This is a genomic window from Pseudomonas salmasensis (assembly GCF_014268375.2).
Taxonomy (GTDB): Bacteria; Pseudomonadota; Gammaproteobacteria; order Pseudomonadales; family Pseudomonadaceae; genus Aquipseudomonas; species Aquipseudomonas salmasensis.
Genome location: NZ_CP077083.1, coordinates 43,545 through 70,162 on the forward strand (window position 1 = coordinate 43,545; position 26,618 = coordinate 70,162).

Here is a 26,618-nt window from a genome sequence, read left to right on the forward strand (position 1 = left end):
ATGAACGCGGCGCCTGTGCGTTTTTCGCGAGCAAGCTCGCTCCTACAGGGCATCAGGGCAAGCCGTCCCAAACGGGATCTCCATTGTTTTCGAAGGATTGTCTGTTCATGAGAATTTCCAAGCTGTGCCTGTTGGTTGCGTTGGTAACCAGCGGCAATGCGTTCGCCACCGAGCTACCGTTGACCCCTTGGGCCCCCAGCCTGAATGCCCAAGCCGTGGCCTTCCTGCCCGGCGGCACTCAGCGCGTGGCCGCCAGCGCCCGCGACGGCCTGCTGTTGCTCGACGATAAAGGCGCCGAACTGGCCCGGTTCAAGGGCCGTTTCAGCAGCCTCGACACCCGCGCTGCCGGCACTCAAACGCTGATCGCCAGCCTCGACAACGACCGCCAGCAGGCCTTGCTGATCGGCCTCGATGGCGCCGGCAAAACCTGGGGTACGCCGCTGTACCTGCCGCCCCGCGACTTTGCGGTGAACAGCCTGTGCCTCTATCGCGACTCGGCGGCCAACCTGTTTGTGTTCCTGGTGGGTGAAGAGGGCAAGGGCGAACAGTGGCTGGTGGGCAACGGTTCGACCCTGTTGGCCCAGGCGCAGCGTGTTCGCAGCCTGCCACTGCCGCCATCGGCGCAGTACTGCCAAGTGGATGACGGGGCCGAGCGATTGGTGGTGAACGAGCAAAACGTCGGCTGGTGGGCCTACCCGGCGCACCCGGAGGCCGAGGTGAAACGCACGCCCGTGGCGCTGTTCGACGACCCCGCGCGCGAAGCAGGCGCCATGGCGCTGATGCCGGGGGGGATGCTCGCGCTGGACCCGAAAACCGCGCAGTTGCAGCTGTTCCAGCAAGTTGGGGAGCGTTGGGTTGGGCAACCCAGCCTGGCCTTGCCGGGCCTCAAAGAACCGGAGCAACTGGTGATCCAGGGCCGGCAGGTGTTGGTGCGGGATGACGACAGCGGCCAGCTCTATCAGGGCCGCCTCGACTGGCAGGCCACGCCGGTACCGGTTGCCCCGGTGCTGGCGCAAGTCGCCGCCCTGCGCCAGACCGAACCCGTGGGTCGCCAAGGCGACGCGGCGGATGACCCGGCCATCTGGATTCACCCCGACACGCCGGCCAAGAGTCGTGTGCTGGGGACCAACAAAAAACAGGGCCTGCTGGCCTACGATCTCGACGGCAAGCTGCTGCAGGAACTGGCAGTGGGGCGCCTGAACAATGTCGACTTACGCCCTGGCTTCAAACTGGGTACGAATACAGTCGACCTGGCCGTGGCGAGTAACCGCGACCGCAACAGCCTGAGCCTGTTCAGCATCGACCGTCAGAGCGGCGAGCTGCGTGAAGCCGGTGAGGTTCCCACGCCACTCAAGGACATCTACGGCATCTGCCTGTTTCAGCCCGCCAGCGGTGAGCTTTACGCGTTTGCCAATGACAAGGACGGCACCTTCTTGCAATACCGCCTGAGTGCGCAGGCTGGCCGTGTGCAGGGCGAGTTGGTGCGTCAGTTCAAGGTCGACAGCCAACCCGAGGGCTGTGTGGCCGATGACCAGCGCCAGCGCTTGTTTATCGGTGAGGAAGATGTCGGCGTGTGGGCGATGGATGCCCGTGCCGACCAACCGGCCACGCTCACTTCGGTGATCAAAGTCGGCGCGCAACTGCATGCGGATGTCGAAGGCCTGGCGCTGTATCAAAGCCCCACACGGGATTACCTGGTGATCTCCAGCCAAGGCAATGACAGCTACCTGGTGCTGGACGCCGAGCCGCCATTCGCTGTGCGCGGCGCCTTGCGCGTTGGCCTCAATGCAGCGGCCGGCATTGATGGCGCCTCGGAAACCGATGGCCTGGAGGTCACTGCCGTCAACCTCGGCGGGCCCTGGAGCCAAGGCATGCTGGTGGTGCAGGACGGGCGCAAGCGCGTGCCCGAGCAAGCCCAGAACTTCAAGTTCGTGCCCTGGGCCGAGGTGAGCCGCGCGTTGAAATTACCCTGAGCTGTCATCACGCAGTCATCCGTTTTTAATCGAATAGGAGCTTCATCATGCACGCGACGATGGAACATATGACGATCTGGAGCTTGATCAGCGACGCCAGCCTGTTGGTCAAGGCTGTGATGGTCACCTTGCTGTTGGCCTCCTTGCTCAGCTGGTACCTGATCATCCAGCGCAGCCGCGTGCTGCGGGGGCTGGAACGACAGCTCAACGGCTTCCTGGCGCGCTTTCGCGTTGCGTCGGACCTGCAACCCCTGTATCGCGAAACCGCGCAGGCAGGCGAGGGCGGTGTGGCGCCGATCTTTATTGCCGGCATGCAGGAATACCAGCATCTGCACCACCACGATCCGGCCGTGCTCGAGGGGGTGGAGCGCGCCTTGCAGGTAGCGATCACCGAGCAGGAACTGGAGCTGGAAAAGGGCCTGCAATTTCTGGCGACGGTGGGGTCGGTCAGCCCCTATATCGGCCTGTTCGGGACCGTGTGGGGCATCATGAATTCATTCCTCGGCTTGTCCCAGGTGCAACAGGCCACGCTGTCGACCGTGGCACCGGGCATTGCCGAAGCCTTGATTGCCACGGCCATTGGCCTGTTTGCGGCGATTCCGGCAGTGGTCGCCTATAACCGCTTTGCGGCACGCAGCCAGACCTTGCTTACGCGCTACTACGCTTTTGGCAATGAGCTGCAAGTGCACCTGCACCGCACGCTGCGCGGTACCTCGAACAACCTGGCCGTGGCCGCCTGAACAAGGAGCAAAGCGATGTTGACCAGGCCGCAACGCAAGCACGGGCCCAAGGCCGAGATGAACGTGGTGCCCTACATCGACGTGATGCTGGTGCTGCTGGTGATCTTCATGGTCACCGCGCCCATGCTCACCCAGGGCGTGAAGATCGAACTGCCCAAGGTCGCCGCCGAGGCGCTGGCCACCGATACGCGCCAGCAGATCCTGACGTTATCGGTGAAGGCCGACGGTGGCTACTACTGGAACCTGGGCGATGAACTGGATACCCGCCAGCAGACCGACAGTGCGGTGACACTGGAAGAAATGAGCGCCAAGGTCATGCAGGTGGTGGCGGCGCGCAGCGATACCCAGGTGTATATCCGTGCTGACGACAATGCCGGTTACGGCCGTGTGGTGGCGGCCATGGCAGTGCTGCAGAAGGGCGGTGTCAGCCAGCTTGGGCTCGTCACCGAGGCCCCACAATGACAGCGATGAGCATGCACAGTCCGGCACTGGCCTTGGCGCCCAACGGCGATGGTTTCTGGCGTAAAAGCCTGGCAGCGGGCCTGGCCGTGGCGCTGCATGGCGCGGTGGCAGTGGCGTTGATGCTGGGCTGGTCAACGGAGCGGCCAGGGGTGGATGCGCCACGGGTGATGCACACGCAGTTGGTGGTGTTGCCAGCGCCGGAGCCGGCGGCGATACCTGAACCTGTCGCTGCCGCGCTGCCAGAACCTGTTGCCATCCCGCTACCAACCAAACCGACGGTCGATCCGCAGGTCCAGGCGCAAAAGCTCGAGAAAGCCGCCCTGGCGCGCAAGCGGGTTGAAGAAAAGAAACTGGAGCAACAACAGCAGCGCATGGCGACCGAGCAGCGCAATCGAGAGTTGGAGCAGCAACGCCTGAGCCAGGCGCGTGCCGCTGCGCAAAAAGCCCGAGCCGCCGTGCCTGCGCCTACCCCTGCATTCGACAGCCGCCAGTACCAGCCCTTGAGCAAGGCCGCCCCCGACTACCCCGAACGCGCCCTGGACAAGAACATCGAAGGCGACTGTTCGGTGGAGTACACCGTCAACACCCAGGGCCACGTGGAAAACCCCAAGGTGCTGGACGGCTGCCACCCGTTGTTCATTCGGCCCTCATTGGCCGCGGCCAATACTTTTCGCTACCAGCCGAGAATCGTCGATGGCAAGGCTGTTGCCGTACCGGCAGTGCGCAATACTTTCCACTACCGCATCCAATGAGGCTCTCCAAACAACCCCTGCAACCTGTGGGAGCTGGCTTGCCTGCGATGACGGTAGTTCAGTTACAGATTCATTGACTGACACGCCGCCTTCGCGAGCAAGCCCGCTCCCACAGGGGATCTGTGCCGGGCCCTGATTTTGTGGGCAATGCATGACCAATGTGGGAGCTGGCTTGCCTGCGATGACGGCCTGGCAGCCGACGCTGTTGCTTCGCCTCGTGGTTGCCGTCCGTCACTGTGCATCACTGCACTTCCACTCGCTGCACCTGCAGCCCTAACTGTTCATACGCCTGCACATCCGGCGCGTCCCACTCGGTAATCAGCGTATGAATACGGCTGCACGGCGCCACCACAAAGGGTTCCACCGCGCCGAGCTTGTCTGAGGTGGTCACGGCGATGACGTGGGACGCGCTGTCGAGCAGGGCTTGCTTGACGGCTACTTCACCAAAATGCAGCGAGGTGATGCCCACCTGCGGATGCAGTGCGCAAACCCCGGTGAACAATAGGTCGGCCTTTACGCTCTGGATCAGCCGCACCGCGTCATGGCCACCGGTGGAGAGCGTGGCGGGGTTGAGTTGGCCACCGGCCAAAATCACTTTTACATGCGGATGGTCGGCCAGGGCGATGGCGATCATCGGTGATGGCGTGACCACGGTCAGGTGCAGTGCATGGGGCAAGCACTGAGCGATCTGCAAGGTGGTGGAGCCAGAATCGAATAGCACGATCTGGCCGTCTTCAACCCGGCCCGCCGCCACGCGGGCGAGCTGGCGCTTGACCTCGTTGGTCTCGCCGACACGAGTAAAGAAATCCTTGCCGGTGTCCTTGGGCCGGGGCAGGGCGCCGCCGTGTACGCGTTGCAGCAGGCCGGCGGCGGCGAGTTCGCCGAGGTCGCGGCGGATGGTGTCCTGGGACACGGCGAAATGCTCGACCAACTCGGAGGCGGTGACCTTGCCGTCGCGTTCCAGCAACAACAGAATCTTCTGCTTGCGCAGGGAAGGCAGGTCGATGGCTTGATGAGTGTTATGCATGTTTGTGCGCTTTATTGCGGGTTTGTGCGAGATTAATCCCCGCTTCATCTAAACGCAACGGCTGGTTGCCCACGCTCCTGCCAGTTACTCTCTGTGTTCAGTTCAGGGAGAGGTGACCCGATGCCGTTGATCACAACCATCGAAGACTTACGCAAGCTGGCGCAAAAACGTGTGCCCCGCATGTTCTACGACTACGCCGATTCCGGCTCCTGGACTGAGAGCACCTACCGCGCCAACGAAACTGATTTTGCACGTATCAAGTTCCGCCAACGGGTGGCGCGCAATATCGACGAGCGTTCGATCCGCGCCAGTATGATCGGCCAGGACATGGCCATGCCCGTAGCGCTGGCACCGACCGGCCTTGCGGGCATGCAACATGCCGATGGCGAAATCCTCACCGCCCGTGCCGCTGCTGCGTTCGGGCTGCGCTACACCTTGTCGACCATGAGTATCTGTACGCTGGAGGACATCGCCGAGCACGTCGGCCAGCCGTTCTGGTTCCAGCTGTATGTGATGCGCGACCGCAGTTTTATCGAGCAGTTGATCGAGCGCGCCAAGGCTGCCGGGGTGGATGCATTGGTGCTGACCCTGGATTTGCAGATTCTGGGGCAGCGCCACAAAGACTTGATCAACGGCCTGTCCGCGCCACCCAAGCTGACCCTGCCGAACATTCTCAACATGATGACCAAGCCGCGCTGGGTGATGGGCATGCTGGGTACCCAGCGGCGTGGTTTCGGCAATATCGTCGGGCATGTGAAGGGCGTGGCCGACATGAGTTCGCTGTCGTCGTGGACCGCCCAGCAGTTTGACCCGCGCCTGAGTTGGGACGATGTGGCGTGGATCAAAAAGTGTTGGGGCGGCAAGCTGATCATCAAGGGCATTCTCGATGTGGAAGATGCACGCTTGGCGGCCGATTGCGGTGCCGATGCGTTGGTGGTGAGCAACCACGGTGGCCGCCAGCTTGATGGCGCGCCGTCGAGCATCAGCCAATTGCCGGCGATTGTCGAAGCCGTGGGCAACCGTATTGAAGTGTGGCTCGACGGGGGTATTCGTTCCGGCCAGGACGTGCTCAAGGCCATGGCGCTGGGCGCCAAGGGCACCATGATCGGCCGCCCGCATTTGTATGGGTTGGGGGCGATGGGCGAGGCGGGCGTAACCAAGGCCCTCGATATCATCGCCCGCGAACTGGACGTGTCGATGGCGCTTTGTGGCTATAAGGATATACGCGAGGTGAATCGCGAAATCTTGTTGCCCGGTACCTTTCCTGGAAGCACGGCTTAAGCAAAAAAAAACGCAAAAATATAAAAAGAGTTGTCCACGAAAACCGTGGGTATCTCTGTGGATAACTTTGCGAAGGCCCGGCTGCGTTGGCGATTTCAGCGAAGATCATTATTTGATCAACTTGTATTTCGGGCCAGCATGGCCAGGGTTTGCGCTTGACAGCCAAGCGCGAACCCAGTGCCGAAAAGCGTATTTATGAGGCGTTATCGCGGCCTGTGGAGTGTGTGACGACCTGGGCGGGCATCTTTGTGCGCATCAGGTTTTCCAGCGCCTGGCCATAACTGCGCCCGGCCAGGTTCATGCTGTTGTTGTGGCTGGCACCCGGCACCAGCAACAGGTGTTTGGGTTGCTGGGCGGCTTCGAACAACTGCTGGCTGAAGCGCGGCGGTACGTAGCGGTCGTTGAGGCCGTGGACCACCAGCAGCGGCATGTGGATGTCGGCAATCTTGTCGATGGAATCGAACTTCTGCGACAGCAACCAGCGCACCGGCAACGAGGTGTTGGCAACGGCCGTGGCGACATCCGCCAGGGAGGTGAACGTGGACTCGATCACCAGCCCACGCACCGGCAATGGCACCTGCTTGCCCAGCTCGGCAGCGAGGTCGATGGCGACGGCACCACCCAGGGAGTGCCCGTAGATCAGGCGCTTGCCGGGGTCTGGTTGCAGGGTCTGGAAACGTTCCCAGGCGATGCGAGCGTCCTCGTACACCGTGGCCTCCGAGGGCAGGTCGCCGTGGCTTTGGCCAAAGCCGCGATAGTCGATGGCCAGGACCGAAAAGCCCAGGGCATGCAATTGCTCGATGCGAAACAATTGGCCCGTGAGGTTCCAGCGTACCCCGTGCAAGTAGAGGATGGCGGGCGCGTCTTTGTTGGTTGCCGGGTACCACCAGCCATGAATGTTTTGCCCTGCTTTGAAACTGGCGGGCTTGAGTTCAAATTCCTGCACCGCCTTGGGCAGGCCGGTGTACCAGCCGGCGGTTCCCGGCTCGATGCGAAACACCAGTTCGCGCTCTTTGTGTTGCAGCACGGCGCAGCCGACTGGCAGGCCGACAATCAACACCGCCATGCACAGCCAGACAAACCAGCGCAGGCCCCGGCGAGGGATAGAAGCAGAAGACATGAAGGTTCCAGAACAAAGGTGAAGCACGGGTTTTACCAGATGGCCTGGGCGGGCAGGCATTAATGCGACGGCCGTGACCGATGAAAGTGTTACAGCATTGAACAATCCTCATGCGGATTGATAGGGTGGACGGCTTGAACCCGCCCCTCCTGTAAAGGCCCACACATGAACAACAGCCCCGTGCGCATCACCGCCGAAGAAACCCTCTCGGACAACTGGTACCTGCTGAAGAAATACAGCTTCGACCTGCGCCGTCGCGACGGCAGTTGGCAAGCCCAGACCCGCGAAGTGTATGACCGGGGCAACGGTGCCACCATCCTGTTGTACAACCGCGAGCAACGCACGGTGTTGCTGATTCGCCAGTTCCGCATGCCCACGTTCGTCAACGATTACCCCGGCTACCTGATTGAAGCGGCGGCCGGTTTGCTCGACAACGCCAGCGCCGAAGAACGCATCCGTCTGGAGGCCGAGGAAGAGACCGGCTATCGCGTCGGGCATGTGGAGAAAATCTATGCGGCGTTCATGAGCCCGGGATCGGTAACCGAGCGGATCCACTTTTTTATCGGCCAATACCAGCCAGGCGACCGAGTGGGGGCGGGTGGTGGCCTGGAAGAAGAGGGCGAGGATATCGAGGTGTTGGAGCTGGGCTTCGAGCAGGCGCTGGCGATGGTGCAGAGTGGGGAGATTGTGGATGGCAAGACGATTATGTTGTTGCAGCATCTGGAGTTGCGGATGTTGAAAGAGGGGTGGTGAGGTATGCCTTCATGTGCATAGGTATCTACGCAACTTCGGTACGACGCTAAATCTGTGGCGAGGGAGCTTGCTCCCGTGACGATTAGACAGCCGACGCCTATCAACCTGACACACCACGATCAAACTGTGGGAGCGGGCTTGCTCGCGAATGCGTCCTGACAGCCAACACAGTTATACCGAGTACATATCCATTTCTGCGGTAACGGCCACTTAGGGTTCCGCCCTGACGGCGGGTCACTTTGGAAAAGCCCCAAAGTAACCAAAGGGCTCTTGCCCCACCACTCGGCACCTCGCTGTGGCTCGGTGTGCCCGTAATCCGCCAGTGATTTGGGGGGCCGCCGCCACGCGTCATCCATGGCGCGGGGCGGCTAAACCGGCATCCCTGCCGGTTTACCCCCCAAATCACTGTCGAATTCCGGCCAGCGTGGTTTGACGGGGCGCCTAAGATCAAAAGCAGATCAAGATCAAGAGCGGCTCGCTTCGCATCGTGGTTACCGTCGTCGGCTACAACCTACAGAGTTATGTAGATACCTATGCCTTCATGTGGGAGCGGGCTTGCTCGCGAAAGCGGTGGGTCAGTTTTCACATGTGCTAGCAGATACACCGCCTTCGCGAGCAAGCCCGCTCCCACAGGTATGTGGCAACGAGCAGACTGACGGTTATTGTCAGAAATTTCCCACAGGAGTACAAATGTACTCCATGACTAACCTGACTCCCCGCCGCACTGCCATCCTGACCTTCATTCGCGAGCGCATCGCGCAACAAGGCCAGCCTCCCAGCCTCGCCGAGATCGCCGAGGCGTTCGGCTTCGCCTCGCGCAGCGTCGCCCGCAAGCATGTGGTGGCGCTGACTGAAGCCGGTTTTATTGAGGTCAACCCCAACCAGGCCCGTGGCATCCGCTTGCTCAACCAACCTGCGCGTCCCGAGTGGCTGGATGTGCCGGTGCTTGGCCGTGTGGCGGCCGGTCGGCCGATTGGCGCCGATGCCGAGGTGCACAGCCGCTTGCAACTGGACCCCGCCACTTTCGCCAAAACCCCCGATTACCTGCTGCGGGTGCAGGGCGATTCGATGATTGAAGATGGCATTCTCGATGGCGACCTGGTGGGCGTACGCCGCACTGCCGAAGCCTTGAACGGGCAGATTGTGGTGGCGCGCCTGGACGGTGACGTCACCATCAAACGATTCGAACGCCACGGCGACAGGGTTCGCCTGTTGCCGCGCAACCCGGCGTATCAACCCATCGTGGTCGGGCCCGAGCAGGACCTGGCCATCGAAGGCGTGTTCTGCGGCCTGGTGAGGCAAGGCTGATGGGCGCCGTGGTTGCCCTGGACTCGCTGTTCAATGGCGGGCGAGTCTGGAAGGGCCGGCCCGCCGCGCCACCGGCCAGCGTGCACCCCACGGGGCTGGCGGCGCTGGATGCGGTGTTGCCCAGTGGCGGCTGGCCGGAATCGGCCTTGAGTGAAATCCTGATGGCCCAGGACGGGGTGGGCGAGTTGCAACTGGTGCTGCCCACACTGGCGCGTTTGTCGGCCCTGGGCGAGCGCATTGTGTTGGTGGCGCCGCCTTATACCCCCTATCCCCATGCGTGGCAGAACGCCGGGGTGGATGTGCGCCAGTTGTCCATTATCCGGGCCGAGGAGCGCGACGCGCTGTGGGCAGTGGAGCAATGCCTGCGTTCGGGCAGTTGCGGGGCGGTGTTGTGCTGGCCGCGCAAGGCCGATGATCGTGCCTTGCGGCGTTTGCAGGTGGCGGCCGAAACCGGGCAGACCCTGGCGTTTGCCTGGCGCTCCCTGAGCGAGGCGATCAATGCCTCGCCCGCCGCCCTGCGCCTGGCGGTCGAGGCCAGGCCCGCGCAAGTGCGGGTGCTCAAGTGCCGTGGCGGGCTGGCCCATCCGGCGCCGATTGCCCTGGCGGGGCATTGAGGTTGCCATGCGTTGGGTGTGTATTGTCTTCCCGCAATTGGCGCTGGACGGGGCACAGCGTGTGCACCCCGAACCCGAGCAGCCGCTGGCGCTGCTGGCCGGCACGCCGCAGCGGCGCGTGTTGCAAACCGTCAACGCCGCCGCCCGCGCCTTGGGCCTGCGCCCCGGCCAATCGTTGACGGCGGCCCATGCCCTGGCCAAGCAATTTGCCTGTGTCGAATACGACCCGTTGGAGATCGAGCGCCTGCAGCAGTTTCTGGCTGCCTGGGCCTATCGTTTCAGTTCCCAGGTCAGCCTGTATTACCCGCGGGCCTTATTGTTCGAGATCGAATCGAGCCTGGGCCTGTTCGGGCCCTGGCCGCAACTCGAGTCGCGTTTGCGCAAGGAGCTGACCGAGCTTGGCTTTCGTCACCGCATCGTCGCTGCGCCCAACCCGGCGGCGGCGCGGGTATTGGCAAACGGCTACGACGGCCTGGCCGTGGCCGATGACCGCGCCTTGATGCAGGCCCTGGCGTCGCTGCCTGTCGACCGCGCAGGCCTTGAACCCCAGGCCGCCACCGCCTTGTCGCGCATGGGCCTGCGCACCCTGGCCCAGGTGCAGGCCTTGCCCCGGCATACCCTGGCGCGACGTTTTGACGCCAGCCTGCTCAAGCACCTCGACGCCCTGAGCGGGCAGCGGCCATTGGCCTTGGAGTTCTATCAACCGCCGGACCAGTTCGATGCACGCATCGAGTTGAATTTCGATGTGCAATCCCACCAGGCGCTGTTATTCCCCTTGCGGCGCTTGACCGGCGACCTGTCGGCCTTTCTGTGCGGCCGCGACAGTGGCGTGCAGCGCTTTGACCTGCACCTGGAACATGCCCAGGCATACGACAGCGTGATCAAGGTGGGCCTGCTCAGCGCCGAGCGCGAGCCTTCGATGTTGTTCGAACTGGCCCGTGGGCGCCTGGAGCAGGTACAGGTCACCGCGCCGGTGCGGGGTGTGCGCCTGGTGGCCGAGGACTTGCCGGTGTTCGTGCCGCAACGCCAGGACCTGTTCGACGACCGCCCGCAACAAACCCTGCCGTGGGAACAATTGCGCGAACGCCTGCGTGCACGCCTGGGGGATGAGGCGGTGCAGGGCCTGCGATTTCAGGCCGACCACCGCCCCGAATGCGCCTGGCAGGCCGCGACCGACAGCCAGCCGTGCCCGAGCTTGAACAAGGTCCGGCGCCCAGGCTGGTTATTGCCGCAACCGACCTTGCTGGCCGAACACGGTGTACAGATCCTGATGGGCCCGGAGCGCATTGAATCCGGCTGGTGGGATGGTGCCGATGTGCGCCGCGACTATTACCTGGTCCAGACCCGCGCCGGCCAGCAAGGCTGGGCCTACCGCACGGTGGGGCAAGGCGATGGGCTGTGGTTGCAAGGCTGGTTTGCATGAGCCTCCTTGAGCCGCCACCTTCTGTAGGAGCGAGCTTGCTCGCGAAGGCCGTCAACGATAACGCGGGAAACCAGGATGAACGCGGTGCCCTCGGGTTTTTCGCGAGCAAGCTCGCTCCTACAGGGGAGGGTGGCGTATGAATTATGCCGAGCTGCACTGCCTGTCCAGCTTCAGCTTCCAGCGTGGCGCCTCCAGTGCGCTGGAGCTTTTCGAGCGCGCTAAAGGCCAAGGCTACAGCGCCCTGGCGATCACCGATGAATGCACGCTGTCGGGCATCGTGCGCGCTTGGCAAGCCGCCAAAGCCGTAGACTTGCCGTTGATTATCGGCAGCGAAATGCACATCGAAAACGGCCCGAAACTGGTGCTGCTGGTGGAGAATCTGAGCGGTTACCAGCACCTGTGCCGGCTGATCACCCTGGCTCGGCGGCGGGCTGAAAAGGGCCGCTATCGCCTGCTACAGGAAGATTTCGAGCAACCGCTGCCCGGCCTGCTGGCGTTGTGGGTGGCACAAGACAGCGACACCCAGGCCAGCCTCGACTGGCTGCGCCGCACCTTCGACCAACGCCTGTGGCTGGCGGTGCACCTGCATTGTGGCCAGGACGATGCGCGCCACCTGCAACAGCGCTTGCAACTGGCCCACAGCCTGCAAATCCCTGCCGTGGCCTGTGGCGATGTGCATATGCATGCGCGGGGCCGCCGTGCCCTGCAAGACACCATGACCGCCATCCGCCACCATGTGCCGGTGGCCGAAGCCGGCACGCGCCTGCACCCCAATGGCGAACGCCACCTGCGCAGCCTCGACGCGCTGGCGGCGCTGTACCCCCAGGCCTTGCTGGACGAAACCCTCGCCATCGCGCGGCGTTGCACCTTCGACCTCGGCCAGTTGCGCTATCACTACCCACGCGAGCTGGTACCCGCGGGCCATGACGCCCAATCCTGGCTGCGCACCCTCACCGAAGAAGGCATCGCCCAGCGCTGGCCCGAAGGCATCGACGACAAGACCTTGCAGCAAATCCAGCGTGAACTGCAGCTGATCAGCGAGCTGGGTTACGAAAGCTATTTCCTTACGGTGCATGACATTGTGCGCTTCGCCCGCAGCCGTTCGATCCTGTGCCAGGGCCGTGGTTCGGCGGCTAACTCGGCGGTGTGTTTTGTCCTGGGCATCACCGAAATCAACCCGAGCCTGACCAACCTGCTGTTCGAGCGCTTCCTGTCCAAAGAGCGCAACGAGCCGCCGGATATCGACGTGGATTTTGAGCACGAACGCCGCGAAGAGGTGCTGCAATACGTGTTCCAGCGCTATGGCCGCACCCGTGCAGCCTTGACGGCGGTGGTCAGCAGTTACCACGCCACGGGCGCAGTACGCGATGTGGCCAAGGCCCTCGGGCTGCCGGCGGACCAGATCAACGCCTTGGCCGATTGTTGCGGGCGCTGGAGCGATGAAGCGCCGCCGTTGGAGCGCCTGCGTGAAAGCGGCTTCGACCCGGACAGCCCACTGCTGCGCCGGGTCTTGACGCTCACCCAGCAATTGATCGGTTTTCCCCGGCACCTGTCCCAGCACCCTGGCGGCTTTGTGATCAGCGAATACCCGCTGGACACCCTGGTGCCGGTGGAAAATGCGGCCATGGCCGAGCGCACCATTATCCAGTGGGACAAGGACGACCTCGACGCCGTCGGCTTGCTCAAGGTGGACATCCTCGCCCTGGGCATGCTCAGCGCGATCCGCCGCTGCTTCGATTTGCTGCGCCGGCATCGCCACCGGGACTTGAGCCTGGCCACGATTCCCAAGGAAGACCCGGCCACCTACGCCATGATCAGCAAGGCTGACACCATCGGTGTGTTCCAGATCGAGTCGCGGGCGCAGATGTCGATGCTGCCCAGGCTCAAGCCGCAGACGTTTTATGACCTGGTGATCGAGGTTGCCATTGTGCGCCCCGGGCCGATCCAGGGCGGCATGGTGCATCCGTATTTGCGGCGGCGGAACAATGAAGAACCCACGTCCTATCCGTCGCCGCAATTGAAAGCCGTGCTGGAGCGCACTCTGGGCATCCCGCTGTTCCAGGAACAGGTGATGCAAATCGCCATGGTCGCCGCCGACTACAGCCCAGGCGAGGCCGACCAGTTGCGCCGCTCCATGGCCGCCTGGAAACGCCACGGCGGCCTGGAGCCCCATCAGCAACGCCTGCGCACCGGCATGCTCAAAAACGGCTACACCGAAGCCTTTGCCGCGCAGATTTTCGAGCAGATCAAGGGCTTTGGCAGCTATGGTTTCCCGGAGTCCCACGCCGCCAGTTTCGCCTTGCTGACCTATGCCAGTTGCTGGCTCAAATGCCATGAACCGGCGGCCTTCGCCTGCGCCCTGATCAACAGCTGGCCCATGGGTTTCTACAGCCCGGACCAGATCCTGCAGGACGCGCGGCGCCATCGCTTGCAGATCCGCCCCGTGGATGTGCAGGCCAGTGACTGGGACTGCAGCCTGGAGCCCATCGACGGCCAGCAACCGGCGATTCGCCTGGGTCTGCGCATGATCTCGGGGTTTCGCGAGGACGATGGGCGGCGTATCGAAGCGGTGCGTCAGCATCGACCATTCAGCGACATCGCTGACCTGGACGCGCGCGCCGGCCTGGATGCCCGTGCCCAGGCGCTGCTGGCGGACGCCGGGGCCTTGCGCGCCTTGGCCGGCAACCGCCACCAGGCACGCTGGGACGTGGCCGGTGTGCATCAGCAATTGGGCTTGTTTGCCGGCCTGCCGAGCCCCGATGAAACGCGGGTGGCATTACCCGAGCCCACGGTAGGCGAAGATTTGCACGCCGATTACGCTAGCCTTGGTACCACCCTGGGGCCCCATCCCCTGGCGTTGTTGCGCGCCGAGTTACGCCGGCGCCGCTGCCGCAGTTCCCAGGAGTTGCTTGCGGTGGAACATGGGCGCAACGTGAGCGTCGCCGGGCTGGTCACAGGGCGCCAGCGCCCAGGCACGGCGAGCGGCGTGACCTTTGTTACCCTGGAAGATGAGTTCGGCAACCTCAATGTGGTGGTCTGGCGCGACCTGGCCGAGCGTCAGCGCCAGGCGCTGGTGGGCTCGCGTTTGCTCAAGGTGGACGGCCGTTGGGAGGCGGTGGGCGAGGTGCGGCATCTGATCGCGGGGCGCCTCACCGATTTGACGCCGCTGCTGGAGGGGATTGTGGTGCGCAGCCGGGATTTTCATTAGTTCCAGGGGTTTGTGCATTCCTCTGTGTTCAGGATGAAACCATCCACCGCTGGCGCGCTCCAAAACTTGCGACTGTCTTGTCCCCGCACAGAGCCCAATCATGCAATTTTTATCCAACCCCCACGGCTGTGAAGGCTGGGCCGGCGAAATGGCCCAGCGGATTCGCACATTTGACTGGTCCAGTACCGACCTTGGCCCCTTGGATCAGTGGTCCACAAGCCTGGCCTGCACTGTGCAGATGATGCTGGCCTCACCCGTGCCGATGGTGATGCTGTGGGGGCGGGCGGGGTACATGATCTACAACGACAGCTATTCGGCATTTGCCGGCGGGCGCCATCCCTACCTGTTGGGTACACCGGTGGAACTGGGCTGGCCGGAAGTGGCCGAGTTCAACCGGCATGTGGTGGATACGTGCCTGGCGGGCGGCACCTTGTCGTTCAATAACAAGGAGCTGGTGTTATCGCGTCATGGCCAACCGGAAAGCGTATGGCTGGACCTTTATTACAGCCCCGTGGCCGGGGACAACCAACAGCCGGCCGGGGTGCTGGCGATTGTGGTGGAAACCACCGAACTGGTGAAGTCCGAGCGGGTGCGCCAGGAGCTCACCCATAATCTGGAGCAACGCGTGGCCGCTGAAGTGCAGGCGCGGTCTGCCGCCGAAGACCAGTTGCGCCAGTCCCAGAAGCTGGAAGCGATTGGCGGCCTGACCGGTGGCGTGGCCCATGACTTCAATAACTTGCTGCAAGTGATCGCCGGCAACCTGCATTTGCTCGCCCGGCATGAGCCAGACAATTGTCAGGTGCAACGTCGCGTCACCGCGGCCATCGCCGCTGTGGAGCGGGGGGCCAAGCTGTCGTCGCAACTGCTGGCCTTTGCCCGTCGCCAGCCCTTGTCGCCGGCGGTGTACAACCCGCAGCGCATCTACGCCGGCCTGGGCGAGCTGTTGCAACGGGCGTTGGGGGAAACCATTCATATCGACGTGCAATTGCCCCAGGATTCCTGGTGCATCAATGTCGACCGTAACCAGCTGGAAAATGCGTTGCTCAACCTGGCGATCAATGCCCGGGATGCCATGCAGGGTGAGGGCGTGATTCGTATCACCGGGGAAAATGTCATCCTCAACCCGGACGATTGCGTGGGCAAAAGCATCAAGCCCGGCGAATACGTGCGCCTGGCGGTGGCCGACACCGGCGTGGGCATGTCCGAGGCGACCCTCAAGCGTGCATTCGAACCCTTCTTCACCACCAAGCGCGAAGGCCACGGCACCGGCCTTGGGCTGAGCATGGTGTTCGGATTTGTGCGCCAAAGCGGCGGGCATGTGGACATGTGGAGTGAGGAGGGCAAGGGTTCGGTGGTGCAGATGTATTTTCCCCACTGCCTGGAGCCTGAATGCCTTGAGGACTACAACGATGTGGACCTGCAAGCCAGCGGCCAGGAAACCATCCTGGTGGTCGAGGACAATGAAGGTGTACGCCTGACGGTGGTCGAGTTACTGCAGCAGTCAGGCTACACCGTACTGACCGCCGAGGACGGCGACCGCGCGATGCAAGTGTTGCAGCGCGGCGCGGCGCCGGACCTGATCTTTACCGACGTGGTGATGCCCGGCCGGGTCAAGAGCACCGACCTGGCCACCTGGGCCCGCGCACAGAACCCGCCGGTGCCGGTGTTGTTTACCTCCGGCCACACCCGCGACATTCTGTCCTCCAATCATCTGCTCGGCGCCGATATCCACCTGCTGAGCAAACCCTACAGCCCCGATGCCCTGACCCAACGCGTGCGCAGGGTGCTCGGCGCAAGACAAGGTTGCCCATGACATCACAGCGCAACATCCCACCGCTCACCGCCCAGCAAACGGGCTTCGTCAGGGTGCGTGGCGCCCGTGAACATAACTTGCGTAATGTCGATGTGGATATTCCCCGGGACGCCCTGGTGGTGTTTACCGGCGTGTCTGGCTCCGGCAAATCGTCCCTGGCGTTTTCCACCGTGTATGCCGAGGCCCAGCGCCGCTATTTCGAATCGGTGGCGCCCTATGCGCGGCGCCTGATCGACCAGGTCGGCGTGCCGGATGTAGACAGCATCGAAGGCTTGCCGCCTGCTGTGGCCCTGCAACAGCAACGCGGTACACCGAGTGCGCGCTCGTCGGTGGGCAGTGTCACCACCTTGTCGAGCTTGATCCGCATGCTTTATTCCCGCGCGGGCCGTTATCCGAAAGGGCAGGCCATGTTGTACGCCGAGGACTTCTCGCCGAACCTGCCTCAAGGCGCGTGCCCGCAATGCCATGGCCTGGGCCGTGTGTACGAAGTGACCGAGGCGCTGATGGTGCCCGATCCGTCGTTGACCATCCGCCAGCGTGCAGTGGCGTCCTGGCCGTTGGCGTGGCAGGGCCAGAACCTGCGCGACATCCTTGTGACCCTGGGCTATGACGTGGACATCCCATGGCGCGACTTGCCGAAAAAGCAGCGCGACTGGATCCTGTTCACCGAAGAAACCCCCACCGTACCGGTATACGCCGGCTTCACCCCGCAACAGACCCGCGAGGCGTTGAAACGCAAGTTGGAGCCCAGTTACCAAGGCACCTTCAGCGGCGCTCGGCGCTACATCCTGCATACCTTCGCCCACACCCAAAGCGCGCTGATGAAAAAGCGCGTGTCGCAGTTCATGCAAGGCAGTGCTTGCCCCTTGTGCGAGGGCAAGCGCCTGAACCAGGCGGCGCTCTCGGTGAAGTTTGCCGGGGTGGATATCGGCGAGTTGTCGCAACTGTCCCTGGCGCAATTGGCCGACTTGCTGCGGCCGGTGGCGGCGGGGCAGGACACCATGAAACTGTCGGTGGAAAAACGCCTGGCGGCCCAACGCATTGCCCAGGACCTGCTCGAGCGGGTCAATACGTTGATCGAGCTGGGCCTGGGTTATCTGTCCTTGGAGCGCAGCACGCCGACCTTGTCGTCCGGCGAGCTGCAGCGTCTGCGCCTGGCCACCCAATTGGGTTCGCAGTTGTTCGGCGTTATTTATGTGCTCGATGAGCCTTCGGCGGGTTTGCACCCGGCGGATGGTGAAGCATTGTTCACTGCGCTTGATCGTTTGAAAGCCGCAGGCAATTCGCTGTTTGTGGTGGAGCATGACCTTGAAACCATGCGCCGCGCCGACTGGCTGATCGACGTGGGCCCGGCTGCCGGCGAGCATGGCGGGCAAGTGCTGTACAGCGGGCCGCCCGCAGGGTTGGCGGATGTCGAGGCCTCGCAGACCCGCGAATACCTGTTTGCCCAACCTCGCCTGGCCAATGCGCCAAGCCGCAAGCCGGCCGGTTGGCTGAAGCTTACAGGCGTGACGCGAAATAACCTGAACAATTTGAACGTGGATTTCCCGCTGGGCTGTTTCACCGCAGTGACCGGTATTTCTGGCTCGGGCAAATCCAGCCTGGTCAGCCAGGCGCTGCTGGAGCTGGTGGGCACGGGCCTGGGGCGTGTGCTGGAAAGCGACGACGAACCGAGCCTGGAAGATGCCGCACCGCAAGCCAGTGGCGGGCATATCAGCGCCGGGCTGGAACACATCCAGCGCCTCGTGCAGGTGGACCAGAAACCCATCGGCCGCACGCCGCGCTCCAACCTGGCGACCTACACCGGCTTGTTCGACAACGTGCGCAAACTGTTCGCCGCCACGCCTGCGGCCAAGAAGCACGGCTACGACGCCGGGCAATTTTCCTTCAACGTCGCCAAGGGCCGCTGCCCGAACTGCGAAGGTGAAGGCTTTGTCAGCGTTGAGCTGCTGTTCATGCCCAGCGTGTATGCGCCATGCCCCACCTGCCACGGCGCGCGCTACAACCCCGACACCCTGGCGATCAAATGGCAGGGCTTGAACATCGCCCAAGTGCTGGGGCTGACGGTGGAGCAGGCGGTGCAGGTGTTTGCCGAGCAGCCGGGCATCCTGCGCTCGTTAGTCGTGCTGCGCGATATCGGCCTGGGTTATCTGCGCCTGGGCCAGCCGGCTACCGAGCTGTCCGGCGGTGAAGCCCAACGCATCAAGCTTGCTACCGAGCTGCAACGTAACGCCCGGGGCGCCACGTTGTATGTCTTGGACGAACCGACCACCGGCTTGCACCCCAAGGACGTCGATCGTTTGCTCAGCCAGTTGAATCACCTGGTGGAGGCGGGGCATACGGTGGTTGTGGTGGAGCATGAAATGCGCGTGGTGGCCCAGAGTGACTGGGTGATTGATATCGGCCCGGGGGCAGGGGACCTGGGCGGAACGGTGGTGGCGTGCGGCACGCCCCACCAGGTTGCCAAGAGCAAACACAGCCGTACCGCGCCTTATCTAGCCTGTAGGAGCGAGCTTGCTCGCGAAAAACGTCAACGATAACGCGCGCTTCCTGAACGAACGCGGCGCCTTTGAGTTCTTCGCGAGCAAGGGGCATAGATGTAGGAGCGAGCTTGCTCGCGAAAAACGTCAACGATAACGCGCGCTGCCTGAATGAACGCGGCGCCTTTGAGTTCTTCGCGAGCAAGCTCGCTCCTACAGGGGGATTGTGGTGTTCCCCTTACATATGTTTGTTGTGCTGGATCTGCTCTTTGGCCAGCTTCACCACGTTCTCCACGGTAAACCCGAACTTCTCCTGCAACTTGACCAGCGGGGCCGAGGCGCCGAAGCTGTTCATCACCACTTTGGCGCCGGTCTGCCCGACGTAGCGGTCCCATCCCAAGGGCCCTGCCTGTTCCACCACTACGCGGGCTTTCACCGCCGGCGGCAGGACGCTGTCGCGGTAGGCTTGATCCTGGTCTTCAAACAACTCCCAACTGGGCATCGACACCACGCGAGCACCAATGCCTTGGTCTTTGAGCTGCTCATACGCGGCCACCGCCAAGCTGACTTCGCTGCCGGTGGCGATCAGGATGACCTGCGGTTGATCCGCGCCGGCCAACACATAGGCACCTTTGGCGGCGCCGGAAGCTGCGGCATAGTGGCTGCGGTCCAGGGTTGGCAATGCCTGGCGCGATAACACCATACAGCTGGGCCGATGGGTTTGTGCCAGCGCCACCTTCCACAGCTCAAGGGTTTCATTCGCATCGCCCGGTCGTAGCGTCAACAGCCCTGGGGTGGCACGCAGTTGGGTCAGGTGTTCGATGGGCTGGTGGGTGGGCCCGTCTTCGCCCACGCCGATGGAGTCATGGGTAAACACGAAGATCACCGGCAACTCCATGATCGCCGCCAGGCGGATCGGCGGTTTCATGTAGTCGCTGAACACCAGGAAGGTCGAGGTGTACGGCCGCAGGTAGGACAGCGCCATGCCATTGGCAATCGCGCCCATGGCGTGTTCGCGGATACCGAAGTGCAGGTTGCGCCCGCTGTAGTCATCGGCGCTGAAACGCCCGGCACCGTCGAAAGTGAGGTTGGTCTTGGTCGAGGGCGACAGGTCTGCCGAACCGCCCAGCAGCCAGGGGATCTGTTGGGCGAAGGCATTCAATACCTCGCCGCCCGAAGCACGGCTGGCGACGCCTTTGGCATCGGCGGCAAAGCTGGGCAGGTGTGCTTGCCAGTGCTCGGGCATTTCCCCGGCGCGCATGCGTTGCAGTTCATCGGCCCTTTGCGGGTCGAGGGCCGCCAGGGTCTGGTTCCACTCGGCGTACAGCGGCTCGGCGCGTTCGTAAAGAGCATCGCGCAACACTGTGCGAGCCTCTTCGGGCACCAGAAAACTTGAATCCTGCGGCCAGCCATAGGCGGCCTTGGTCAGGCGAATCTCGTCCTCGCCCAGTGGCTCGCCATGGGCCGCAGCGGTGTTGTGTTTGTGCGGTGAGCCGTAGCCGATCACGCTGTCCACCACGATCAGGGTGGGGGCGCCGGTATTGGCCTTGAAGGTTTCCAGCGCCACGCTCAAGGCCTGCAAGTCATTGGCATCGGTGACGTGTACGGTGTGCCAGCCATAGGCCCGGAAGCGTTGGATCACGTCTTCACTGAACGCCAGCTCAGTGTGGCCCTCGATGCTGATGGTGTTGTTGTCGTAGATCCAGCACAGGTTATCGAGCTTCAAGTGCCCGGCCAGGGACGCAGCTTCGCTGCTGATGCCTTCCATCATGTCGCCGTCACCGCACAGGGTGTAGACGTCGTAGTCAAACAGCACCTGGCCGTCGCGGTTGAAACGCTGGCCCAGCCAACGCTCGGCCATGGCCATGCCCACGCTGTTGGCGCAGCCCTGGCCCAACGGGCCGGTGGTGGTTTCTACGCCGGTGGTCATGCGGTACTCGGGATGGCCTGGGGTCTTGGAGCCGATCTGCCGGAACTGCTTGATATCGTCCAGGCTGACAGCCGGCTGGCCCGAACGCTGGCCGTGGGCATCGATCTCTACCACGCCGGCCAAGTGCAACAGCGAATACAGCAACATCGAGGCATGCCCCACCGACAGCACAAAGCGGTCACGGTTGGGCCAGTCGGGATGCTCGGGGTGATAACGCAGGAAGCGACTCCACAACGTATAACCCACCGGGGCCAGACCCATGGGCGTGCCCGGATGCCCCGAGTTGGCCTTCTGCACGGCATCCATGGCCAGGGTGCGTAGGGTGTTGATGCATTGGGTGTCGGCAGCAGTGGCAACGTGATTCATAAAACCGTTCTCCCTGGGGTGGCGATCTACAGTGGAGGGCAGGGCGGGGCAAAGGTTTGATCCCATCGCTTGCGCCGCGACGAACGGGATGCGATTGACCTCAAACATGACAAGACCGGTTGGAATGGGCTAGCTTCAAGGGCGTAGACCATCGATCAATCTGTGGAGGTACGCCATGCCAGTGAAACATGACCTGTATCAGGACTTGGGGTTGAGCAAGGAAGTTGTTCACGAACGCAGGGCGCAGGACAAACGGTTGGATTCGTTGCTCACCCAATATGATGCTGCCGACGGGGAGGTGCTGGCGGCGGAAAAAGCCAGTGCCAGCGATGAGGAGGTGGAAAAGCTGAAGAAGAAACGGCTATTGATCAAAGACGAAATTGTTGGGCGGCTGGATTGAGCAATCTCTCGTCACACATTTGGAATGTGCACATTTGTTCAGAATTGTCTGGAGGACAAGTGCCGTTTCACTCCTTATGATGCGCCCCGTCCACTCGGCTCTGGGGCTTGTTGCGACGCAAGGATTGCGTTGTTGAGCCGGGTGGGCATCCTCAGAATTTTTGCAATACAGGGCCGAATCGGTCGGCATGAAAATGCTGCCTGTGGGAGCTGGCTTGTCTGCGATGCCGGCCTGTCAGCCGACGCCTATCCACCTGACACCCCCGTAGTCCAACTGTGGGAGCTGGCTTGCCTGCGATGACGCCCTCACAGCCGCCCCATATCTACCTGGCGCCCCAACGATCCAACTGTGGGAGCGGGCTTGCTCGCGAAGGCGGCCTGGCGGGCGACACTGTTATATCGAGTACATATCCATTGCTGCGGTAACGGCCACTTAGGGTTCCGCCCTGACGGCGGCTCACTTTTGAACAGCGCAAAAGTAAGCAAAACGCTCTTGCCCCACCACTCGGCACCTCGCTTAGGCTCGGTGTGCCCGTAATCCGCCAGTGATTTGGGGGGCCGCCGCCACGCGCCATCCATGGCGCGGGGCGGCTAAACCGGCATCCCTGCCGGTTTACCCCCCAAATCCCTGTCGAATTCCGGCCAGCGTGGTTTGACGGGGCGCCTAAGATCAAAAGCAGATCAAGAGCGACTCGCTTCGCATCGTGGTTACCATTAAGGCCGTGGCGCCTGGCATCCAGTCATTTCAACAGCGTTTCAACGCATATATCCATAGAGCGCTGCTGCGTCTGCTCATACAACTGCAACTCATCAATCGTCCTGCGCCCCAGCGCTTGCTCAAAAGCCGTCCGGTTGGAGTTGCCCGCGTAGTGACTCTGTGCCCCATCCCCCAGGTTTGACTGGAAAATCCCCGCCGCACTGACCGGCAGAAAATCCTCGTACACCAGTGGTTCCACCGCCACATGGCCGGCGTTGACCAGCCCCTCCAATGTGCGAGGCTGGTCGATCTGGCGGCGTGCCTCCAAGCCCCTGTCGGTGACGAAGTAGCGAAAATACGCCAAGCCCTGTTCGCGCATCTGCGGGTAGTTATCGGGGAAGGCGTGAAAGTGCTGCTCCATCAATTGCACATAGCGCTCAGCGTTGGCCTCAGTGGGGAACGCGCCGAGTTCGTCGCGGGCGGCGTTCAGAAGTTGGTCGTAAAGGGCGCGGCCTTTGGGCGTGAGCGCGACGCCGCGTTGTTCGATTTCGCCGAAACGCGCGCTGTGGCTGCCGTGGGCGTCGGTGAAGGCGATGGGTTCGTCCAGGGCCTTGAAGCTGGTCTGGCGCAGCAGGATAGGGCACTGGCGCCGGGGCGGGCCTTCGATTACGGCTTTGGGGGTGATGCCTTTGCCGGGCATGGCGGCCTGTACCTGGTCGATGTCCAGGATACGTGGGGTGAGGTGGTTGATGTGCGGGCCTTTGAACGCGACGACGTCGGCGATCAGGCGGTGCTGGTCGCTGAGTTGCTGGTACTGGGCGCTGGTGACCGTGGCGGTGTGGTGCCAGCGGAACGTCTCCAGGGCCTGGCGGATAAAGGCCTCGGCGTCGCTGGCATTCAGGCCGCCTTGGGTTTCTGCTTGTTCGATCAAGGCCAAGGCCTCGGCGGTAAAGATCGAGCGCTTGGCCAAGGCGCTTTCGGCGAAGGCGCGCAGGTCGGGGTTTTCGATCAGTTCCAGGCGCAGTAATGAGGTGAACACGCGAAACGGGCTGGTTTGCAGCGCGTGTTCATGCACGGCGCGAAAGGCGGTTGAGTGAACAGGCACGCCAGCAGGAGTGAGGTCGTAGTAGCCCACCGGTTGCATGCCCATCACCGCGAACAAACGGCTGATGGTTGCCAGTTCCGCAGCGGTGCCCAGGCGGATGGCGCCGTGGCGTTCCATGTCCAGGCGCTGGATTTCGCCGGTACGTTGCAGGTGGTGCGCCAGGGCCGGTTCGCTGTCGAGCACGCGGGCATTGGTCTCGGCCACCAATTCCAGCAGCGCGCCATACAAGGGCACTTCATCTCGATACATGTCGGACATGGCCTTGGAAAAGCCCTTGCGGATCTCGTCAGGGCTGACATGGGCGGTGGCGTGCATAGAAAAATTCCTGATGGCTGGGGCGGTGAACGTGGCCTTTGCCTGATTTTGTTGAGCGGCCGGCTGGCTTGCAAACGAAGATTCCTCTGGACTTCATTCTGCAAATGAATGAGTTGACCCTGCGTCCAAGTCTTCATGTGCAAGCGGGCGTCATTGGGCTCTACACTGCGCCTCACTGTGTAGGTGAAGGAAGACCCAATGACGGCCAAACCCGCAACCAACCTGCTGGGCACCATTGAAGGCCAGCGCCTGGCAACGCAACACGCCGAGCGCTGGCGCGAGTGGGGCCCGTACTTGAGTGAACGCCAATGGGGCACGGTGCGCGAAGACTATAGCGCCGACGGCGACGCCTGGGCCTACTTCCCCCATGAGCATGCACGCAGCCGCGCCTATCGATGGGGCGAGGACGGCTTGGCCGGTTTTAGTGATAAGGCCCAACGCTGGTGCCTGGGCCTGGCGCTGTGGAACGAGCGCGACGCAATCCTCAAGGAGCGCCTGTTCGGCCTCAACAACGCCGAAGGCAACCATGGCGAAGACGTCAAGGAGCTGTACTTTTTCGTCGATGGCGTGCCGAGCCATGCCTACATGCGCATGCTCTACAAATACCCCCATGCGGCCTTTCCCTACGCCGACCTTATCGCCGAAAACGCCCGTCGTGGGCTGGCGGATGCCGAGTATGAAATCCTCGATACCGGTGTGTTTGCAGACAACCACTACTGCGACATCAGCGTCGAATACGCCAAGCATCAACCCGACGATATCTTCATGCGCATCACCGTGCATAACCGTTCGGAGCAACCCACACGCCTGCAGGTACTGCCCCAGCTCTGGGCGCGCAATGATTGGAGCTGGACCCTCGATGCACCCAAGCCCAGCTTGACGCTGGACGGCGAGCGACTGCTGGCCCGCCATCATGAACTCGATGACCGCCACCTCAGCGCCTGGGGCCAGGACGGGACGCAGTGGCTGTTCTGCGAAAATCAAACCAACCGTCCCAAGCTGGACGGGCAACCGGCGCCGGGGCCATTCAAGGATGGCATCAACGATTACGTGGTGGGCGGGCTTGAGTCGGCCGTTCGCCGGGACGCCGGCACCAAAGTGGCCGCGCATTTCACCCTTGAACTGGCGGGCCAGGAAAACAAAACCCTCTACCTGCGCTTTGCGCCTGTGGACGCGCCGGATGTCAATGCGCGCAAGCTGTTCGAACAGCGCCGGCAGGAGGCCGATGATTTCTACGCGGTCTTGCAACAGGACCTTACCGATGACGATGCGCGAAATGTGCAGCGCCAGGCCCTGGCCGGGCTGCTGTGGTCCAAGCAGCTGTACTATTTCGACGTGAACCAGTGGCTCGACGGCGACCCAGCCCAGCCCGCGCCACCGCCCGAGCGCCTGCACATCCGCAATACCCATTGGCGGCACCTGTCCAACTTCGACATCCTGTCCATGCCCGACACTTGGGAATACCCGTGGTACGCCTCCTGGGACCAAGGCTTCCAGGCGGTGGCCATCGCGCTGATCGACCCTGGTTACGCCAAGCAACAGCTGTTGTTGCTGGTAAAGGACCGCTTCATGCACCCCAACGGCCAGTTGCCGGCCTACGAATGGCGCTTTGACGACGCCAACCCTCCCGTGCATGCCTGGGCCAGCTGGCGCGTGTATCAGCAGGACAAGGCGCTGACCGGCGTGGGCGATATGGATTTCCTGGAGCGGATCTTTCACAAGCTGCTGCTGAACTTCTCCTGGTGGGTCAACCGCAAGGACGCCGAGGGCCGTAACCTGTTCCAGGGCGGTTTTCTGGGCCTGGACAATATTGCCTTGTTCGACCGTTCGGCCACGTTGCCGCCGGGTTACCAGTTGGACCAGGCCGACGGCACCGCCTGGGTGGCGGCCTATGCCCTGGACCTGATGCGCATCGGCCTGGAACTGGCCAAGCGTAATGCGGTGTATGTGGACATTGCCGTGAAGTTTTTCGAGCACTTTCTCTACATCGCCGGCGCCATCAACCGCGTCGATGACAGCGCCGAAGGCTTGTGGGATGAGCAGGACCAGTTTTTCTACGACGTGCTGCACCGCCCTGACGGCCACAGCGAACCGGTGCGCCTGCGTTCCATCGTCGGCCTGATGCCATTGTTTGCCGTGCTGGTGCTGGAACAGCGCGAGCATGAAGGCCTGGAAGGCTTGCGCGAGCGCCTGCTGGGTTTTATGCATCATCGGCCGGACCTGGCCAAGCTGGTTTCGCGCTGGACCGAGCCGGGGCAGGGCAACCGCCTGTTGCTGGCGCTGCTGCGCGGTGAACGCACCAAGGATTTGCTGCGACGCATGCTCGATGAACAGGAATTCTTGTCGGCCTTCGGCGTGCGGGCCCTGTCCAAGGCGTTCGCCGAGCAGCCCCTGGCGTTGAAGATGAATGGCGACACCTTGTGCGCCAGTTACCAGCCCGGTGAATCCGACTCACGCCTCTACGGCGGCAACTCCAATTGGCGCGGGCCGCTGTGGATGCCGGTGAACTACATGCTGATTGAATCGTTGCGCGAGTTTCATCGCTATTACGCGGAGCAATTTTCCGTGGAGTACCCGACGGGCAGTGGGTATCTGGCGTCTTTGGAGGAGGTGGCTGACAGCCTCAGCGAGCGGCTGAAGCGGTTGTTTCTCAGGGATGAAAACGGGGTGCGGCCGTCGATGGCAGGGTATGCGCAGTTGCAAGAGGACCCGGCCAGTCGTGACCTGGTGTTGTTCCATGAGTATTTTCATGGGGAGACAGGGCGAGGGTTGGGGGCTTCACACCAGACCGGCTGGAGTGCATTGGTGGCGTTACTGTTGCAACCAAAACCCTGAGCAATCCACAAACCAAA

18 protein-coding genes are annotated in these 26,618 nt (G+C 62.7%); 14 read left to right on the plus strand and 4 right to left on the minus strand.

What is annotated here, in order from left to right; all coding sequences use genetic code 11:
* Positions 1-107 precede the first annotated feature (107 nt).
* From HU731_RS00180 to HU731_RS00195, 4 genes are read left to right on the plus strand one after another with little or no spacing between them, the layout of a single operon-like run.
* Entirely contained in the window at positions 108-1,973 is a 1,866-nt protein-coding gene (locus HU731_RS00180; RefSeq protein ID WP_186609106.1) for a phytase, read from the plus strand.
* 47 nt (positions 1,974-2,020) lie between these two features.
* On the plus strand, positions 2,021-2,713 hold the full coding sequence (gene tolQ, locus HU731_RS00185) for a protein TolQ (protein ID WP_186609107.1): 693 nt from the start codon (positions 2,021-2,023) through the stop codon (positions 2,711-2,713).
* 15 nt (positions 2,714-2,728) lie between these two features.
* The gene (gene tolR / locus HU731_RS00190) at positions 2,729-3,175 is read left to right on the plus strand and encodes a protein TolR (protein ID WP_186609109.1); all 447 of its coding nucleotides are present in this window, start codon (positions 2,729-2,731) and stop codon (positions 3,173-3,175) included.
* A complete protein-coding gene (locus tag HU731_RS00195) occupies positions 3,172-3,927 on the plus strand; it encodes an energy transducer TonB (protein ID WP_186609111.1) in 756 nt (251 codons plus the stop codon). Before tolR ends, HU731_RS00195 begins: the two co-directional genes overlap by 4 nt.
* A 241-nt stretch (positions 3,928-4,168) precedes the next feature.
* Here HU731_RS00195 and HU731_RS00200 read toward each other — a convergent pair whose 3' ends face one another.
* Positions 4,169-4,954 carry a DeoR/GlpR family DNA-binding transcription regulator gene (locus HU731_RS00200; RefSeq protein ID WP_186609112.1) on the minus strand — a complete coding sequence of 262 codons (786 nt, stop codon included), beginning with the start codon at positions 4,952-4,954 and terminating at the stop codon, positions 4,169-4,171.
* Positions 4,955-5,074: 120 nt separating this feature from the next.
* Here HU731_RS00200 and HU731_RS00205 point away from each other — a divergent pair, with 120 nt between their 5' ends.
* Positions 5,075-6,235, plus strand: coding sequence for an alpha-hydroxy acid oxidase (locus tag HU731_RS00205; RefSeq protein WP_186609113.1), 1,161 nt, complete (start codon positions 5,075-5,077; stop codon positions 6,233-6,235).
* A 193-nt stretch (positions 6,236-6,428) separates the two neighbouring features.
* On the opposite strand, the gene HU731_RS00210 is transcribed toward HU731_RS00205, so the two are convergent.
* The gene (locus tag HU731_RS00210) at positions 6,429-7,355 is read right to left on the minus strand and encodes an alpha/beta hydrolase (RefSeq protein WP_186609114.1); all 927 of its coding nucleotides are present in this window, start codon (positions 7,353-7,355) and stop codon (positions 6,429-6,431) included.
* Positions 7,356-7,520: 165 nt separating this feature from the next.
* Between HU731_RS00210 and HU731_RS00215 the strand changes: the two genes are divergently transcribed.
* The 7 genes from HU731_RS00215 to uvrA all read left to right on the plus strand — a co-directional run bounded on the left by HU731_RS00215 (position 7,521) and on the right by uvrA (position 19,014).
* Positions 7,521-8,108: an NUDIX domain-containing protein gene (locus HU731_RS00215; protein ID WP_186609115.1), complete on the plus strand. Its 588-nt coding sequence runs from the start codon at positions 7,521-7,523 to the stop codon at positions 8,106-8,108.
* Between the two features lie 690 nt (positions 8,109-8,798).
* Positions 8,799-9,416 carry a transcriptional repressor LexA gene (gene lexA / locus HU731_RS00220; protein WP_020301598.1) on the plus strand — a complete coding sequence of 206 codons (618 nt, stop codon included), beginning with the start codon at positions 8,799-8,801 and terminating at the stop codon, positions 9,414-9,416.
* Positions 9,416-10,030, plus strand: a complete 615-nt coding sequence (gene imuA / locus HU731_RS00225) for a translesion DNA synthesis-associated protein ImuA (protein ID WP_003191873.1) — start codon at positions 9,416-9,418, stop codon at positions 10,028-10,030. The genes lexA and imuA overlap by 1 nt, the downstream gene beginning before the upstream one ends.
* 7 nt (positions 10,031-10,037) lie before the next feature.
* The gene (locus tag HU731_RS00230; RefSeq protein ID WP_186606539.1) at positions 10,038-11,453 is read left to right on the plus strand and encodes a Y-family DNA polymerase; all 1,416 of its coding nucleotides are present in this window, start codon (positions 10,038-10,040) and stop codon (positions 11,451-11,453) included.
* 136 nt (positions 11,454-11,589) lie between these two features.
* A complete protein-coding gene (locus tag HU731_RS00235) occupies positions 11,590-14,661 on the plus strand; it encodes an error-prone DNA polymerase (RefSeq protein WP_186606540.1) in 3,072 nt (1,023 codons plus the stop codon).
* Positions 14,662-14,761: 100 nt separating this feature from the next.
* Entirely contained in the window at positions 14,762-16,474 is a 1,713-nt protein-coding gene (locus HU731_RS00240; RefSeq protein WP_186606541.1) for an ATP-binding protein, read from the plus strand.
* Positions 16,471-19,014 carry an excinuclease ABC subunit UvrA gene (gene uvrA, locus HU731_RS00245; protein WP_186606542.1) on the plus strand — a complete coding sequence of 848 codons (2,544 nt, stop codon included), beginning with the start codon at positions 16,471-16,473 and terminating at the stop codon, positions 19,012-19,014. The genes HU731_RS00240 and uvrA overlap by 4 nt, the downstream gene beginning before the upstream one ends.
* Before the next feature lie 178 nt (positions 19,015-19,192).
* Here uvrA and tkt read toward each other — a convergent pair whose 3' ends face one another.
* Entirely contained in the window at positions 19,193-21,250 is a 2,058-nt protein-coding gene (gene tkt, locus HU731_RS00250; protein ID WP_186606543.1) for a transketolase, read from the minus strand.
* Positions 21,251-21,425: 175 nt separating this feature from the next.
* On the opposite strand from tkt, the gene HU731_RS00255 reads away from it, so the two are divergent.
* Positions 21,426-21,650 (plus strand): DUF465 domain-containing protein, encoded by a 225-nt coding sequence (locus tag HU731_RS00255; RefSeq protein ID WP_186606544.1) that lies wholly within the window; start codon positions 21,426-21,428, stop codon positions 21,648-21,650.
* 739 nt (positions 21,651-22,389) lie between these two features.
* On the opposite strand, the gene hglS is transcribed toward HU731_RS00255, so the two are convergent.
* Positions 22,390-23,766 (minus strand): 2-oxoadipate dioxygenase/decarboxylase HglS, encoded by a 1,377-nt coding sequence (gene hglS / locus HU731_RS00260; protein ID WP_186606545.1) that lies wholly within the window; start codon positions 23,764-23,766, stop codon positions 22,390-22,392.
* Between the two features lie 198 nt (positions 23,767-23,964).
* Here hglS and HU731_RS00265 point away from each other — a divergent pair, with 198 nt between their 5' ends.
* The gene (locus tag HU731_RS00265) at positions 23,965-26,601 is read left to right on the plus strand and encodes an MGH1-like glycoside hydrolase domain-containing protein (RefSeq protein ID WP_186606546.1); all 2,637 of its coding nucleotides are present in this window, start codon (positions 23,965-23,967) and stop codon (positions 26,599-26,601) included.
* The last annotated feature ends 17 nt before the right edge of the window (positions 26,602-26,618 follow it).

Excerpts from the sequence above, each read along its gene's own strand:
- HU731_RS00210 (WP_186609114.1), bottom strand. The coding sequence starts at position 7,355 with ATGTCTTCTGCTTCTATCCCTCGCCGGGGCCTGCGCTGGTTTGTCTGG.
- HU731_RS00200 (WP_186609112.1), bottom strand. The coding sequence starts at position 4,954 with ATGCATAACACTCATCAAGCCATCGACCTGCCTTCCCTGCGCAAGCAG.
- HU731_RS00205 (WP_186609113.1), top strand. The coding sequence starts at position 5,075 with ATGCCGTTGATCACAACCATCGAAGACTTACGCAAGCTGGCGCAAAAA.
- HU731_RS00215 (WP_186609115.1), top strand. The coding sequence starts at position 7,521 with ATGAACAACAGCCCCGTGCGCATCACCGCCGAAGAAACCCTCTCGGAC.
- HU731_RS00255 (WP_186606544.1), top strand. The coding sequence starts at position 21,426 with ATGCCAGTGAAACATGACCTGTATCAGGACTTGGGGTTGAGCAAGGAA.
- HU731_RS00180 (WP_186609106.1), top strand. The coding sequence starts at position 108 with ATGAGAATTTCCAAGCTGTGCCTGTTGGTTGCGTTGGTAACCAGCGGC.
- tolR (WP_186609109.1), top strand. The coding sequence starts at position 2,729 with ATGTTGACCAGGCCGCAACGCAAGCACGGGCCCAAGGCCGAGATGAAC.
- HU731_RS00235 (WP_186606540.1), top strand. The coding sequence starts at position 11,590 with ATGAATTATGCCGAGCTGCACTGCCTGTCCAGCTTCAGCTTCCAGCGT.
- HU731_RS00265 (WP_186606546.1), top strand. The coding sequence starts at position 23,965 with ATGACGGCCAAACCCGCAACCAACCTGCTGGGCACCATTGAAGGCCAG.
- tolQ (WP_186609107.1), top strand. The coding sequence starts at position 2,021 with ATGCACGCGACGATGGAACATATGACGATCTGGAGCTTGATCAGCGAC.
- tkt (WP_186606543.1), bottom strand. The coding sequence starts at position 21,250 with ATGAATCACGTTGCCACTGCTGCCGACACCCAATGCATCAACACCCTA.
- HU731_RS00230 (WP_186606539.1), top strand. The coding sequence starts at position 10,038 with ATGCGTTGGGTGTGTATTGTCTTCCCGCAATTGGCGCTGGACGGGGCA.
- imuA (WP_003191873.1), top strand. The coding sequence starts at position 9,416 with ATGGGCGCCGTGGTTGCCCTGGACTCGCTGTTCAATGGCGGGCGAGTC.
- hglS (WP_186606545.1), bottom strand. The coding sequence starts at position 23,766 with ATGCACGCCACCGCCCATGTCAGCCCTGACGAGATCCGCAAGGGCTTT.
- HU731_RS00240 (WP_186606541.1), top strand. The coding sequence starts at position 14,762 with ATGCAATTTTTATCCAACCCCCACGGCTGTGAAGGCTGGGCCGGCGAA.
- uvrA (WP_186606542.1), top strand. The coding sequence starts at position 16,471 with ATGACATCACAGCGCAACATCCCACCGCTCACCGCCCAGCAAACGGGC.
- HU731_RS00195 (WP_186609111.1), top strand. The coding sequence starts at position 3,172 with ATGACAGCGATGAGCATGCACAGTCCGGCACTGGCCTTGGCGCCCAAC.
- lexA (WP_020301598.1), top strand. The coding sequence starts at position 8,799 with ATGTACTCCATGACTAACCTGACTCCCCGCCGCACTGCCATCCTGACC.